Origin of the sequence: Aquimarina litoralis (assembly GCF_019295435.1) — a bacterium.
GTDB lineage: Bacteria > Bacteroidota > Bacteroidia > Flavobacteriales > Flavobacteriaceae > Aquimarina > Aquimarina litoralis_A.
Map to the genome: position 1 here is coordinate 1 of NZ_WEKL01000056.1, position 15,814 is coordinate 15,814.

The 15,814-nt window shown below is 32.3% G+C and carries 12 protein-coding genes; 6 read left to right on the forward strand and 6 right to left on the reverse strand.

What is annotated here, in order from left to right; genetic code table 11:
• A partial coding sequence (locus GBO31_RS20785) for an alpha-isopropylmalate synthase regulatory domain-containing protein (protein ID WP_281422477.1) occupies window positions 1–675 on the forward strand: 675 nt, incomplete at its 5' end.
• A gap of 122 nt (window positions 676–797) precedes the next feature.
• Window positions 798–1,856, forward strand: coding sequence for a 3-isopropylmalate dehydrogenase (gene leuB / locus GBO31_RS20790; RefSeq protein ID WP_219010401.1), 1,059 nt, complete (start codon window positions 798–800; stop codon window positions 1,854–1,856).
• Window positions 1,857–2,076: 220 nt separating this feature from the next.
• Here the strand turns inward: leuB and GBO31_RS20795 are convergent, their stop codons facing one another.
• The gene (locus GBO31_RS20795) at window positions 2,077–2,898 is read right to left on the reverse strand and encodes a glycosyltransferase (protein WP_219010402.1); all 822 of its coding nucleotides are present in this window, start codon (window positions 2,896–2,898) and stop codon (window positions 2,077–2,079) included.
• 204 nt (window positions 2,899–3,102) lie between these two features.
• On the opposite strand from GBO31_RS20795, the gene GBO31_RS20800 reads away from it, so the two are divergent.
• The 3 genes from GBO31_RS20800 to GBO31_RS20810 are packed head-to-tail and all read left to right on the forward strand — an operon-like array spanning window position 3,103 to window position 8,968.
• Window positions 3,103–6,195 (forward strand): hypothetical protein, encoded by a 3,093-nt coding sequence (locus tag GBO31_RS20800; RefSeq protein ID WP_219010403.1) that lies wholly within the window; start codon window positions 3,103–3,105, stop codon window positions 6,193–6,195.
• Window positions 6,195–7,427 (forward strand): hypothetical protein, encoded by a 1,233-nt coding sequence (locus GBO31_RS20805; protein WP_219010404.1) that lies wholly within the window; start codon window positions 6,195–6,197, stop codon window positions 7,425–7,427. The genes GBO31_RS20800 and GBO31_RS20805 overlap by 1 nt, the downstream gene beginning before the upstream one ends.
• A 14-nt stretch (window positions 7,428–7,441) precedes the next feature.
• Window positions 7,442–8,968 (forward strand): cellulase family glycosylhydrolase, encoded by a 1,527-nt coding sequence (locus tag GBO31_RS20810; protein WP_246615939.1) that lies wholly within the window; start codon window positions 7,442–7,444, stop codon window positions 8,966–8,968.
• Between the two features lie 78 nt (window positions 8,969–9,046).
• Here the strand turns inward: GBO31_RS20810 and GBO31_RS20815 are convergent, their stop codons facing one another.
• The 5 genes from GBO31_RS20815 to GBO31_RS20835 all read right to left on the reverse strand — a co-directional run bounded on the left by GBO31_RS20815 (window position 9,047) and on the right by GBO31_RS20835 (window position 13,184).
• A complete protein-coding gene (locus GBO31_RS20815) occupies window positions 9,047–10,273 on the reverse strand; it encodes a glycosyltransferase (protein WP_219010406.1) in 1,227 nt (408 codons plus the stop codon).
• A gap of 110 nt (window positions 10,274–10,383) precedes the next feature.
• Entirely contained in the window at window positions 10,384–11,640 is a 1,257-nt protein-coding gene (locus tag GBO31_RS20820; RefSeq protein ID WP_219010407.1) for a sugar isomerase, read from the reverse strand.
• Complete coding sequence (locus GBO31_RS20825) at window positions 11,630–11,929, reverse strand: STAS domain-containing protein (RefSeq protein ID WP_219010408.1); 300 nt, start codon at window positions 11,927–11,929, stop codon at window positions 11,630–11,632. The genes GBO31_RS20820 and GBO31_RS20825 overlap by 11 nt, the downstream gene beginning before the upstream one ends.
• Before the next feature lie 26 nt (window positions 11,930–11,955).
• Entirely contained in the window at window positions 11,956–12,252 is a 297-nt protein-coding gene (locus GBO31_RS20830) for an STAS domain-containing protein (protein ID WP_219010409.1), read from the reverse strand.
• Between the two features lie 149 nt (window positions 12,253–12,401).
• Window positions 12,402–13,184 carry a glycosyltransferase gene (locus GBO31_RS20835; RefSeq protein WP_219010410.1) on the reverse strand — a complete coding sequence of 261 codons (783 nt, stop codon included), beginning with the start codon at window positions 13,182–13,184 and terminating at the stop codon, window positions 12,402–12,404.
• Between the two features lie 551 nt (window positions 13,185–13,735).
• Here GBO31_RS20835 and GBO31_RS20840 point away from each other — a divergent pair.
• On the forward strand, window positions 13,736–15,808 hold the full coding sequence (locus GBO31_RS20840; protein ID WP_219010411.1) for a tetratricopeptide repeat protein: 2,073 nt from the start codon (window positions 13,736–13,738) through the stop codon (window positions 15,806–15,808).
• Window positions 15,809–15,814 lie beyond the last annotated feature (6 nt).

The following is a 15,814-nucleotide window of genomic DNA, read 5'->3' on the forward strand; positions in this document are numbered from 1 at the left end:
GCTAATAAACCTGTAGTTGGTGATAATGTATTTACACAAACTGCAGGAATCCATGCAGATGGTGATAACAAGCATAATCTTTATTTTAATGATTTGATGCCAGAACGTTTTGGAAGAAAACGAAAGTATGCACTTGGCAAGACTTCTGGAAAAGCCAACATCGAAAAAAACCTTCAAGAACTTGGATTAAAATTAAGTCCGGAAGATATCAAAAAGGTAACACAGAAAATCATCAAACTCGGTGATAAAAAAGAAGTCGTTACGCAAGAAGATTTACCTTACATTATTTCTGACGTATTAGATAGTAATTTATATACTAAAAAAGTAAAGATCAAATCCTATGTTTTAAATCATGCGAAAGGGTTAAATCCATCGGCGACATTGGCTATTAAATTGGAGGACGAAATCATTGAAGAACATGCACAAGGTGATGGTCAGTATGATGCTTTCATGAATGCTTTAGCAAAGGTATATCAACAAAAGAATAAGAAGCTTCCGAAATTGATTGATTATGCCGTAAGAATACCACCAGGAAGTAATTCTGATGCACTATGTGAAACTGTAATTACCTGGAAAACTGAAGCTAAAGAATTTGTAACCAGAGGGTTAGATTCGGATCAAACCGTTTCTGCCATTAAAGCAACAGAAAAAATGCTGAACATTATTGAAATGTAATGATATATCGAACCAGATTGTCAGTCTGAGCTTGTCGAGGGCGATTTGGAATTTCAATATAACACTTCGACAAGCTCAATGTGACATAACTAGTAAATTACTATAAATTAGAATTAACAAAAATGGAATTAAACATTGCACTACTTGCCGGAGACGGTATTGGACCAGAGGTAATAGATCAAGCGGTTAAGGTATGTGATGCTATCGCAGAAAAATACGAACATCAAATTAATTGGACGTCTGCATTAACTGGAGCAGCTGCGATTGATGCTGTAGGGGAACCGTATCCAGATGAAACGCATGAAGTATGTACCAATGCTGATGCGGTATTATTTGGAGCTATTGGTCATCCAAGATTTGATAATGATCCTTCTGCAAAAGTACGTCCGGAACAAGGACTACTAAAAATGCGTCAAAAATTAGGATTATTTGCTAATGTAAGACCGACTTTTACGTTTCCTTCATTAATTGATAAATCTCCACTAAAACAGGAACGTATAGAAGGAACCGATTTGGTATTCTTACGCGAATTAACAAGTGGTATCTATTTTGGAAAAAGAGGAAGAGAAGATAATGGAGAAACTGCCTATGATACTTGTACGTATACTAGAGAAGAGGTAAAAAGATTGGCTAAGAAAGGTTTCGAAATGGCGATGGCACGAAACAAAAAACTATGCTGTGTAGATAAAGCAAATGTTTTAGAATCTTCTCGTTTGTGGAGAGAAACAGTGCAAGCTATGGAGAAAGATTACCCGGAAGTTGAGGTTAGTTATGAATTTGTGGATGCTGTAGCCATGAGATTGGTACAATGGCCAAATTCTTATGATGTATTGATTACTGAAAATTTATTTGGGGATATTCTTACCGATGAAGCTTCAGTAATATCAGGATCTATGGGATTAATGCCTTCTGCTTCTTTAGGAGAAAAAACATCTTTATTCGAACCTATACATGGATCGTATCCTCAAGCTGCTGGAAAAGATATCGCCAATCCTTTAGCGACTGTTCTATCTGCTGCGATGATGTTTGAAACTGCATTTGGTCTTCAGGACGAGGCGCAGGCAATCAGAAATGTAGTGGATAAATCATTAGAAGAAGGTATTGTTACAGAGGATCTTGCCGGAAACGGAAAAGCTTATAAAACTAGTGAAGTTGGAGATTGGCTAGTTAAGAATGTATAAATAATAATACCAGCTAACCTGTCCCAAAAGTTAGCTGGTACTCTTTTAACCGTCGTTAAAATCTAATTTCTATTTACTTAACCTAATTCAATAATTCATAAGTACCTTCTAAAATTTCTGATGTTTACCGTTATTACTTTTAGAATTAGAATAGTACCTATATTTTTTTATCCATATGCTTCTTAATTTATATGTATTAAACTTATAATTTACTTATTCATTATGCAGCCATATATGATGCAGAGCTGCTGTATATCTTTACCATTGGTTCTTTAACTGTTTGCACTTCATCAATTATAAACATAGATAAGACATTATAATTGAACCAAATGGATACTAATCTATAAGGAATTTCCAAAGAATCTTTTAATCCTAATTTAGAGTCATCCATATGAACCCATCTTTTTAAAGGTTGCTCAAAAATTGATGTAATAGTTTTTTCTTTACCAAAATATCTTTTCATTCTAATAAAAATCTCTACATCAAAAAGCCATCTACTCAAAAAACTTTCGGTAAATACTATTGGTACTAATTCTGCGCGATACACTTTAGCTCCGCATTGTGTATCGCTAATGGACAAACCCAGAATTAAAATGATTAGCACGTTTATCACTTTTGATATCAAAGCCCTTATATTATCTTTTTCAATTGCTTTTGAAGCATTTTTGGTTCTAGAACCAAACACAAAATTCAATTCATTATTTACCTCTAGTGTTTTTACTAAATCTCCAAAGTCTTCAAAATCTGTTGAAAGATCAGCATCAATAAATCCGATATAATCAATTTTATTATTACTATAAAAATATCTAGAACCTGCTCTAACGGCCGCTGCTTTGCCACCGTTTTTTTTCATATCTATAATACTTACCTTTTCAGGATTTACTCCTTGAATTTCTTTTAAAACCCCAATCGTATTATCATTACTTCCATCATTTACGAAACATAAATAATAGTTATTTTCTTGACTAATAAAATTTATAAATGCCTGCCTGTTTAACCTGTTTTCTTCGTTATAACATGGTATAATAATTCCAGTTTTCATAATACATTATTTTGGGTTACACTTCAAATGTAGGTTGAAGGACCATCGAATATTTAGGTAATTCGATCACTTAAAAAGAGCTTTCGACGAATGACATTTATCGAAAGACAGACCATTCGTCGAAACCAAAAGCTTTATCGTATCTTTAGTTTTAAGAAACTTTCTCATATATTTAAGGGGGAAGTTTCCGCTTACGATTATTGAATGGATAAAAAAATCACAAATAAATACTTAATCAGTGCTTTACTAATTGGGATCTTATTTCATGGTTCTAGTATCTTTTTTACTATAGAGACTACCTATGATGCTTTAATTCATCTTTTCTTTGCAGATCACTATGCGAATAGTTGGTTCGAACCATGGAGTTACAGTTGGTATACTGGTTTTACCGTTCAAGGATATCCTCCACTTGTACATCAGAGTATCGGACTTTTTTCATTAATTGGCGGACTTAAATTTGGACTTTTTACCGTTGCTTTTATAGGTATTATACTATTCATTACTGGAGTCTATCGATATTCGCTTTTAATTACTGGCAAGAGAGATGTCGCCGGGTATGCTGCACTAGTAGCAGTATTTTCGTCATCTTTTGTAGAGACACTGCATATATTTGGACAGCTTCCTAGTATTGTAGGTGTTTCCGTTTTAATGCATTCTTTGCCTGAAATTTATCTATGGATCAAAACAGGTAAATACCTCTACTTAATAAGAGCTTTTAGTTTATTAGCAGTCACTGTAACCTCACATCATGTAACTCCAATCTTTGGAATGGTATTTTTTATATTTCCTTTAATTGGTATGGTGATTATGGATAGTGCCCGCGACCAGGTTGGTTCTTTTGCAGCTATTCGATTTAAACATTTTCTACGAACTTTTTTTAAGCTTTTTTGGCGAATTGTAAGTTTTGGTTTTGGGTCTTTATTCCTAATTGTCTTTTGTATTCTGCCTTATTGGATCAATACCAAGAATAACCCAATAACTCAAGTACCAATTCCTCATGGCTCGAGAGATAATTTCTTAGAAGTTACTTCATCTGGATTAGTCTTTTTTCTAATTCCTTGGGGTATCATTCTATTTATTTTCCCATATATCTTCTATCGATATTATAGCAAAAGATATTTGTTTTTTGGACTTTCATTAACCTTATTAAGTATTCTTGGAACGGGTGGCACAACACCAATTCCTATAATGATACTTGGTGACAATGCTTTTAACATCCTTACCTTAGATAGATTTACGCTTTGGGGTTCTATTATGGCATTACCAATTTTTGGGGAGTTTTGTTATCGGTTTGCAGAAGGTGATATCAAAGATAGTATTCAGAAAAAATTCGGTAGTGTTTATCATAGAATTCTTGGTGGAGCTTTTGCAGGAGCTTACATTTTCGTATGCATATTTACGATGAGTTTAGGGTATTTTAGACCTTCACAGCCGCAGAAAATAAAGATGCTTCCTATCTTAAATTTCCTGAAACAAGATCAGCATGATCATTGGAGATATTTACCATTAGGATTTGGAGATCAAATGGCCTGGTTATCAGCGCAAACCAATGCTATGACTGTAGATGGTAATTATCATTCTGCAAGAAGACTTCCTGAATTAACATCAAGAGCCGTTGAAAGACTTGAAAACTCTAAATTTAGAGGTGTAGAAGGTATCGGTTCTTTACAACAGTTTCTAACAGTACCAGAGAAATATAACTTGAAATATGTCTTTTCTAATGACAAATTTTATGACCCTATTCTATTTTTCTGTGGTTGGCAGCGATTAAGACAATTGGAAAATGGAATCATGGTTTGGGAAAAATTAAATGTACCACCTATACCTAATATAATACCCAAAGATGACGTCGCTTTACCCCTAAAATTAATGTGGGGAATAATTCCAGTAACTACTGTTATCATTGCTTTTGTGATTAATATTCAGATGATCATGATATTGGCACTCAAAACAAGAGATCGTCAACATCCTGATTTTTTCAAGTACCGAATTAGATACACAGACTTTAAAAATTACATGGTTACCCTGCAACATGTATGGGTAGTTTTTCTATTAGGTATTGTGGCTTTTGGTATTTATATTTTCTATATGAAAAACACGACACAAATTAGTCCAGAAAATATTGTAAAGGCTTATTATGATGCTTTGGATTTTAAAGAATTTAAACGTGCTTATAGTTATATAGATCCTGAAAGTAACAAAAAGGAAGACCAGTATATGTTGGAAATTGCGGTAACGGATGGTTTATTAAGTTCGTATGCTAAAATGGATGAGATTAATGTTTCAATTTTAGATCAAACAGATAGCACCGCAAAAGCAAAAGCTACTACATACTGGATTACTCCTTTGGAGAGAATTGATAAAATATTTTATCATGATTTGGTAAAATATAAAGGAAAATGGTTTGTAAAACCTCCTAATTATGATCTAGACATTCCTCCTGATCAATTGTTTTCTCAAAACAAAACGCAATTTTACAATCATGGAAGGAGACGTATCTCATCTGAACAAACATTTCATGAAGATGTTTTAAAACAGCCTGTATTAGAGGTTTTACGAGCAAACCTAATTCAGAATGATACCGTGTATACTGTTGTTGGAGAAATACAAAATGTAGATAACGTTCCTGCAGACGTCGTCATAAAAGCAACTTTATATAATGCAGAGAATAAAGAACTTGCTGTTTATAACGCTAAGGATCAAATAAAACATAAACTAGTTCCTAAAGAAATTACAAGTTTTAGAATTAATTTTGAAGGAACTGCATGGATGAATGCTGATAAACCAAAACCTGAAACTTTTAATCCAGATGAATTTACTGCCATCGAATTAGAAGATATACCAGCGACTTTTAATTTGCAATGTGCTGGGAATGTTGCCACTACTGATTTATATAAAGGTCTTGCTATTTCTGAAATAAAAATTAATGAAAACAAAGTTTTCGGTGTATTATTTAATTCTGGATTGCAGGAAATTACAATCCCTCAGTTAATTGTATCCTATTATAATAGCGACAAAGAAATTATTTGGGTAGATCATTCATATGTTAGAGAAGGAATTCGTCCTCAACGTAAAAAAGGTTTTGAATACGAATTAAAAGAAATCTGCGATCTTAAGTCCATCAGCCTTGATATGGAAAATATTTATGTAAACGGCTTACCAAATAAAGATATCAGTTTTAAAGTTACCCCAAACAGAAGAACGAATCAAGAAGATTATATGCTTATCCCTATTAAAGGACAGAGTTATAGTTATATCAAAGTAGAAGTAAATAATTACATCGGAGCACCTAATTAATGAAAAGCAATCATATTACATATGTACTATTCCTTATGATCCTAATGTTTGGGTTTACCATCAATTCCCCAATAACGAAGAAGAATCAAGAAATAGAAATCACTCCCTTAGACTCCCGAAAAGAGTATACCGCAGGAGAAGAGATTGTTTTGAAATTTAAAACCAATACTTCCGAAAGTTTAGATTTATCTATAGAAAGCTCTTATGGGAGCACATTCCTTGTGCCAGATAGACAAGGTGATCATATAGCATTTATCATTCCTGAATATCTTGCCAGAAAAAGAGGTTTAGTAGAATACAATTTGATCAGGAATCAACGTAAAATATACTCTGGAAAATTCCAAATCAACTCTTCCAACAATGTAAAAGAACCTTTAGAATCATATTTAGGTCCTCCAAGTATTATTGCTGGAGGTATTGATTACGCCATGTTATCTATTATAGCTACCGATCAATACGATAACCCTGTAAAAGACAGCACAATGACTGTAGTAAAGCATCAATTTTTAGATAAGGAAATTGAAAACGAATTATATAGTAGAGATTTTATAGTTTGGAAAAACATCTATTCTTATGAAAAATCTGGCAGAATACTTGTTAGTGCCAATATCAATGAAATTGCTTCAAAAGAATTCACCTTGGATGTATTTCCATCACAAGCTGAAGATTTTGAATTATTTGCCAATAAAAAACATGAATATGCAGATGGAAATCAAATTGTGGAGTTTTTCACCTCCACAATACGAGATGAATTTGGTAATATCATTAGTGATGGTCGTGTTGTCGAGTTTAGTATTTTAAAAGACAACCAAGAACAACTTCGTACTTCGGGCACTACGATTGATGGTGTAGCGAGAGGATTTATGATCCATCCAGACCAAAAAGCTATTTGGGATGCTAAAGCATTTATTCCTGAAATGGCTGAAAGTAATAGTATCGAACTAGAGTTTAAACCTGCTGTAACTGATTATAACGTTACTTTTAAAGAGCAAAATAGAACCATAGAAGTTGGAGCCATTGTAAGTTTCATGAATCAAATTATTCCTGACGGTGCTTTTATCACTTTACACATATATCAGGATGATCGACTTATTGAAAAATTGACCGAATATTCCTCAAAAGGATTTGTGAATTTCCATTTATCAGAAGATTTTTTCCCAAAAGGGATCTATACTATGGAAATAATAGGAATGGGAGTATATAAAAAATACGATCGTATAGAATTAGAATGAAGAAACAGAATAAAATGATATATAGATCTTTCATTATTAGTTCATTTATTGCCGTAAATGCATTAATTCTTTTTGGCATCAGTCAAACCTTGTCATTTCTAAATACTGGTGCGGATCGTTCTATGATGCTGCATATAGGGGTTAAAAACAAGCAAGCCTATATGCCAACGGTTGAGTGGAAAGATACCATCAATCCTGCTCGACCTATTGAGAAGCAAACTATGTTCAATATCCAAAAAGATTATGTAAACTCATGGTATGTTAGAAATGTAGGATATACTACCTATGATTCTTTAGGCATTTTCGATTTTTATACTGAAAGTGCTCGTAAACACTTGGTAGATGGAATTCATTTTAATAAGACAAACGACTTAAAAATAGTAAGCACTACATTAGATCATCACCTTGCTCTAGATTTTTATAGTGCAGATGGACAGTTAGTAGTTTTTGAAGATCAAAATGTGAGAGCATACACACAAACCTTTAAGAAGGATTCTTTACAGTTCGAAACTATTACAACAGCTAGTTATAAAATTGCCATGCTCTTAGAAGATGGATTTTGGAGAGTTCGTCATATTGTAAAACAACCTAATTCTCATATTACTGATACTGTAAAACAAAAGAAAACTTCCTATGTAAAAGGAAATCAGATCTTTGTTAATAATCAACCTTATCAAATTAAAGGAATTAACTACTATCCCCAGGAAACTCCTTGGGATATGTTTGGAGAAGAATTTGATATTAGTACAATTCGTAAGGATTTTGAAATTATCAAAAATGCAGGACTCAACACCATAAGAATATTTGTCCCTTATGACGATTTTGGAAAAGAGTTTGTACAGGAAGTGAAGCTCACAAAATTACAAGAGGTAATGGACGAGGCTGAAAGCAATCAACTAAAAGTTGTACTTACCCTTTTTGACTTTTACGGAAATTATGCAGTAGATGATTGGACCTTTACACATAGGCATGCTGAACAAATTGTAAGCAGTATAAAAGAACACCCAGCACTGTTAGTTTGGGATATAAAAAACGAACCTAATCTCGATTTTGAGAATAGAACAAAAGAAACCGTATTAGCCTGGTTAAAAGAAATGATCTATCAAATACGTGCTTTAGATGATGAACATCCTATTACCATTGGATGGTCTTCTATTGAATCCGCTGATATACTAAGCGATGAGGTTGACATTGTTTCTTTTCATTATTACAAAGATTTAGCCGAGTTTTCTGAATCTTTTAAAAGCTTATCTTCTTTAGACAAACCTTTGGTATTGCAAGAGTTTGGGCTATCCTCAAATAAAGGTTTGTGGTCACCTTTCGGGAATAACGAAAAAGATCAGGCAGCTTATCACGAAGCATTTCTAAAAATTATACAAGAAAATAAATTGCACTATTTATCCTGGACTTTATATGACTTTAATAATATCCCTTCAGCAGTTGTAGGAAGGTTGCCGTGGAGAAAAAATGCGCAAAAGCATTTTGGATTTATTGATGCTGAAGGAAATAAAAAAGATGCTTTCCAATTTATCAGTTATTGAAAAACATCTTTTTGAAAAAAACATCAAAACACTTAATTATTACGGCTTAAATAAGTACTATCTAACTTATAGTACTACTTAAACAGATACTCTTTGTAATTCTTTTTCTTCTTTTTCTTTTCTACTTTTCTTCCCATTTTTAATATTCTTAAACGTATCTATATACATTTTGGTGATTCTACTCATCGGAAAGGCAGTTGCTGCTTGGTAATTTGCTTTTGCCAGTTGATTTCTATATGTTTTATCCACCACTATTTTTTGTATTGCAGACGCTAAACTATCGGTACTTTGAGGGTCAAAAAACTCACCTCTATATCCCTCTTCTTTTACCAATATACTTAGATCTCCAAGGTCTGGCATCACTACTGCCTTACCATAACTTCCTGCTTGATGTAATACACCAGAGCTTCCAGTTGTAGAGGTATAAGGAAATACAACCATAGCACTTTCTCCAAAAATTACTGGTACATCCTCTTCCGCTACATATCCTGTAAAAGTAAGCTGTGGTGTGTCTTTATATTGATGCTGTACGTTTTCTAAGTAACCAAGTGTATTGGGGTTATCCGTTCCTGCAATTACTACTTCCAGGTCTGCTCCGGTTTCCTTTCTTACTTTTTTGACAGCATCGATTAAAATTTCTACTTTTTTATACGTTCCAAACTTACCGAAAGTCATAATCTTTAAAGGACCTTCTGGTAATTCATAAGACGGTTCTTCTGGAATTTCGAAAGTTCCATGAGGAATCAATACCACATTTTTGGCTTTGTATTTTTTCTCTAGAATCTCTACATATTTGCTTATAGTAACAGCAACACGATCAGATGCTAATACAAATCTTGTTAATACCGTACCGATAAAATTAAATATAGTCTTTAGCAAAATGTTATTGGTAAAACCTGCTTTATCCAGATCCACTTGTTCCATGATATTATGTAACAAAACAATGGTTGGTATTTTCTTCATTTTACACAAAAATGGCAGTAATAGTCCTAAAGCAGCAGCTACTTTTTTATCACCAAACTTCATGAATTGAAGATTGAATAAAATAGCTTCAGGTTTGGTTTGCTTCACGGCTTTCATTACCGTTCTAATATTTTTATAGCTGTTAAACTTCCAACATTGCTTTACCACAACTTTGCATCCTTCTGCTTCAAATTCCAGATTCGCTTCTTCTTCTGTAATATCTGTGAGCAAAACTAATTCAGTAATGTCTGTTTGCTGTCTAAAATGTTTTACTAAATGAAATGCATATTCATTCAGTGTTACTTTGCTTGGAGGATAAGCTGTTACAATTGCTAATTTCATGTGTTTTGATTTTTAATTATAGTTTGATGTTATAGTATTCTTGTTTTTTTCGGTGTTTTTTTAGTGTTTATTTTGATTCTGTTGGTTTGTCACATATTGGTTAAAAGTTTCTATCTCTTTGCTCTAGTGTTTTTATCACCACTTTTAATAAAGAAATACATCAATTGAATTACTAATAAAATGGCCATTGCTATGATTTGCACAATCACTACTTCTAAAAGCGAATTATGAAAAAATACAATAAGCAAGATTTGTGAAATTCCCAGTAGTCCTGAAACCACTACTGGCATATATTGGTCTAGTGATAAAAAATAATATGCAAAAATATTAGACACTGCAAATAAGGCTGTTGCTACGGCATATTTCCATAATAAAGGAGCCATTGATAAGTATGCATCTCCAAATAATAGATGAATTGCTAATTCTGGAAAAAGATAACACCCTAATACAACAACGGATGCTAATCCAACTACATATCCTACATACTTTGTTAAAATTGGTGCTGTAGCTTCTCCTAATTTCTTCTTTTCGATAACTGCTGGTAATAAAAGCATTACAAACATCCAGGTAACAAAATATACGACCCTTCCGATCAGTGCTAATGAAGCGTATAATCCAGCATCATATTCAGCAAAATAGTGTTTAACCAAAAGGATATCACTGTTATTAATGATAATTTGCGTTAGCTCGTAAAATGCAGTTAATACAAAAAACTTACTAATTTGACTCGTTTGATTTTTGGTCAATACATTCTTTACTTGAAGAGAAAAGTTTTCTTTTTTGAATGGTAACAATCCAAAAAAGAAAGATGCGAAAATACCAACTACTACCAAAATTGATGAATTCACATTAGAAATCATGAATATCAATAATAGTGTAATCGCCAATCTACTAAACATCTCTCCTTGATAAGTCCAAGCAAGTTTTTCGAATCTCTTGGTTCCTTGATAAAAACCTCTATTTACACTCATTATAAAATAAATCGGCACTCCCAATCCAAAAATGGTAAACATCAGCGAAGTGTTCGTATTAAAAAGTGCTTGTAATTGTTTTGAAAAAACTACCATTGCAGCTCCTATAACGATACCTGTTATACCTGCATACTTATAAATAAGAGAAATGAAACTCTTAAAAGAAGCATTTTCAAATAATACCGAAAACTTTGCAGTGGCTAATTGAAAGGTCATCGCAACAAAGGATAACACTAACAGAAATGTTATTAATAATGCGGCATCTGCGAACATTTCTGGACCAAGAATTCTCCCTAATAATAAATTATAGAGATAATTCCCAGCATTCACAATAATTACGCTTAGCATAAATTTTTGCTCTGCGCTTAGTTTTGGAATAAATGTGCTAATAGTCATTTCTAAAAATATGATTGAGTTTATTTGTTTTTAAGGCTTTAAACACCTTTTCATTTTTCTTTCCCAATACAAATAATACTTTCTTTCTTTTCTTTGCTTTTGCATAGATCAGTAGTAAAACTTTTAGTGCTTTTCGATCTATTTTTTTTACTTTTCTAAGACACATTACTACTTCATCATAATGATCTAATAGGTAGTTAAAGTGATCTTTTACTTTATGGACATTTTCAGAAGTAAAATTTCCTGCCACTTCTATACGTCCTCTAACATTATTTATCTCTAGTTCCATAAGTTCTATTTTGGGGCGATTAAGGATTATAGAAAATCCTTTCTTATCATATAATTTACTTTTCCAAAGGCCTTCTTAATAATATCATTTTCGGAACCAATGAGGTAGAATATCTTGTTGTTCTTAATTGCTCTTCTGTATAAATTACTAAGCACTTGAATTCCTTGTGGGTCAATTCGTTTCACTTTATCAAGAGATAATACTATCTGTTCTGACGAAACCATCAACTGTTCGAAATGGTGTTTTAGAGATAAAGCGTTTTTACCTACTACATTTCCTTCTAATTCAAAGATTCCGTATTTATTTGTTATTTTTAGGGCCATAATAATTTGGGTTTTGATTACTCTAAAGTTGTCGATTCTTTTCCATAAAATGTTTCTGTTTTAGACTGTATACATTTTTATGTCGTCGAATGGTAGATCTCATCTGATAAAGACATTGCTATGGTTAGCAAACATGATTTAGAACATCATTATGCGCTTTTCAATACCACTACATCAGAAGTACTTTTTCTAGAAATCTTCATATAGTTCAACCAAATCATCATAAGATTTAGAGGAATTAAGAAGGAGTCTTTCAGTGTTATTTTAGAACCTTCGACCTCGATCCAACTGTCTAAGGGTTCTTCGCTAATGGTATTTAATAAATCCTTGAGACCAATCTGCTTTTTAAGACGTAGAAAAATCTCTATATCAAATAACCATCTACTTATAAATCTTTGGTGGTATATATTTTCAATGATTTCCTTTTTAAATACTTTGGCACCACATTGGGTATCTTTAATTGGTAATTGAAGAATGATTCTGATAAAAAAACCAACAAAGCTGGAAAACATTTTTCTAAAAAAATTTCTTTCTATATTATCTGATTCTAAGGCTTTTCTAGATCCAAAAACCATGGATAGCTTAGAATTATCATTAAGTTTCTCTACTAAGTTATGCATCTCGTCTAAGGAAGTAGATAAATCTGCATCTAAAAATCCAATATTATCTATATAAGTTAGACTTGCTAAATAATTTGCTCCTTCCTGAACTGCAGTAGCTTTACCTTGATTCTGCTCTAGATCAATCACATGAATTCTTGATGAATTTGTTTGTTTCAGTTCATGCAACATTTCAGAAGTATTATCAGAACTTCCGTCATTCACAAAACATAGGTGATAATTTGATTTTTGGATTAAAAATTGAGAAAACTTAGCTTTATCCAGTCTATAATATTCATTATAGCATGGAATAATGATTCCGGTTGTATTCATGTTGTTGTTTAAGATTTTGGGACCTTGCTTATTTGATTCCTATATAGCAATTAAAAGCAAGAAAAAAAGTAATGATGTTTTATAAATCAATCTATTTTAGGTTACACATACTTCGTTGGGTGATCGAAGTTTTAACTCTTAATTTATGACGATTGAATTGAGTATAAACAGCTATTAATCAACTTGATGTAAAGTTAAAAGTATTCTTCATTACATGAATACTGTAAAACCGTAATTTTTATAAGGTTTTAGCAAAACACTATGTATTACAACGGTTTTAAGTGCATTTCATCGATTAAATTAACATTTAATTAACTTTTTAAGCAAGAAAAAACCTCTTTTCTTGACTTTTTTTAACATTTAAAAACCTTCTTTTTTACAATTTAGGGAAAATTCCGTTTATCAAAGTTGAATATTCCCTCAAAAAGATTACGTTTATGTTTCATAATCTAGGTTCAATTACATAACTTACAAATGGTATATTGTAGAGAAATTTTTCATCTAACATTTTATTAAAAATATTAGTAACTTATTATTACCGAACATTGTGTATGCATAAAAAAATATTCTCAGTTTTTCTTCTTCTTATTATTGCAATATCTCATGCACAAGATATGAATGAAGGGTTTGGTCATCTGGAAAATGGTCGTTATCAAGAAGCAAAGGATTTTTTTACAAAAATTCTTAAAGATTATCCCGATAACAAAACTGCCAAACTATGTTTTGGAAGAGCTGTTGGGCTACTTGGTGAATCAGAAAAAGCGATTTCGATCTTTACAGAACTCAAAAGTCTTTATCCCGATGATTTTGAAGTGAAACTAAATTATGCAGAATCCTTATTATGGAACAAAGACTTTAATAAAGCTGAAGCTTATTACGAAACAATCGTTCAAGAAGATAGTACCAGTTTTGCCGCAGTATTAGGATATGCAAATACACTCTCTAACTTAAAAAAATATCCTGAAGCTCTTGAAACCGTAAACAAAGCTTTGGATATACAAGTTGGTAATCCTAACGCATTAATTTCCAGAAAATATATTCGGCTAGGATATGCTTTTACATTATCGCAAAACAAAGAATACGAACAAGCATTGGCCTACTTAGATCAAAATTTGGTTGATTTTCCTGAGGATAAAGATACACTACTTAATCAGGCTAATATTTACCTCATCATTAAACAATATGATAATGCTGAAAAAGCCTATTATACCATAGCTAAAAATGCTAAAGATAGTATTACCTCCTTACAAGGACTTTCATTAGTATCCCACAAAAAATTTAAAGAAAAGAAAGCTTTAGATTTAGCTACCCAATCGCTCCAAAAAGCAAAAAATCTATCATCTCCTGACAAGAATCTCCTTTTATCTTCTTATGAGCGATACATACAAGCCTTATTTTGGAATAAAAAATTTAATGATGCTAAGGGTTCACTTCTTGAGTTTGAAAAGTTATATCCCGAAAGTCCCAATCTTTTAAGTTTACGAGCTACTTTAGGAATGTATACCAGTGATTTTGGAATGAGTTTAGATCAATATCAAAAGATCTTATCTACAAACGAAGGCTCATTCGATGGAAATCTTGGGATAGCAAATGCTTATAGAGCGTCAGGTTTAGACATGGAATCCTATGAATATGCATTTAAAACTTTATTCTTTTATCCTAAGCAACCAGATGCCGAGAAGTTGATTGCCACCTTAAAGAAATCGCATACCCCTTTTATTGAAAACAAAACTGCGTTTACTTTCGATAACGGAAATAATGAAGCCATTAGTACCAGTTTCAATACGGAAATTCCTTTATCGCCAAAATTAAAACTAAAAGGCAGCTATTCTTTTCGATCTACTGAAAATACAGTAACAGGTAGCAAAGCTGAATCTCAAGAAGCACTAATCGGATTGGATTATAAATTTACTGGTAGAATTGGTCTCAAAACCAATGTAGGATTTAACTCTTCTGATGCAAACACTACCAGCTATACTGGTGTCATTGGAGAACTAATTATAAGTACTAAACCTTTTAGACTTCAAAGTTTAGACATTGGATACAAAAGAGAATTACAAAATTTCAATGCAGATCTTATTGATAGAGAAATCATCATGAATAATTATTCTATCAATTATAATTTAGGAACCAACTTTAATCTAGGATGGTATACTCAGGCGATTTATACGACACAATCAGATGAGAATACAAGGAACCTATTATTTACCTCGCTGTATTACAATATATTAAATAGGCCTGCTTTAAAAACCGGTATCAATTATCAATTTATTTCATTTAAAGATCAAGTACCGACGATTTACTTTAGTCCTTCTTCCTTTCATTTAGTAGAAATATTTGCAGAATTATTGAATGATCAAAATAATGACTGGTTTTATAGTTTAAGTGCAGCAGCAGGCCGACAGTTTGTAGAAGAAGACCCTGCTTCTACCACTTTTAGAGCAGAAGGAAAATTAGGACACCATTTTTCAGAAAGATTTATGGCTAATATATATGCAAAATACAGTAACATCGCTTCAGCAACTGCTGCCGGTTTTGAATTTACCGAAATAGGTTTTAAACTGAAATGGCATTTTTTAAGGAAACCTCTTTTTGATAAAAAAATTGAAGCGTTACGACAGTAACCTAAA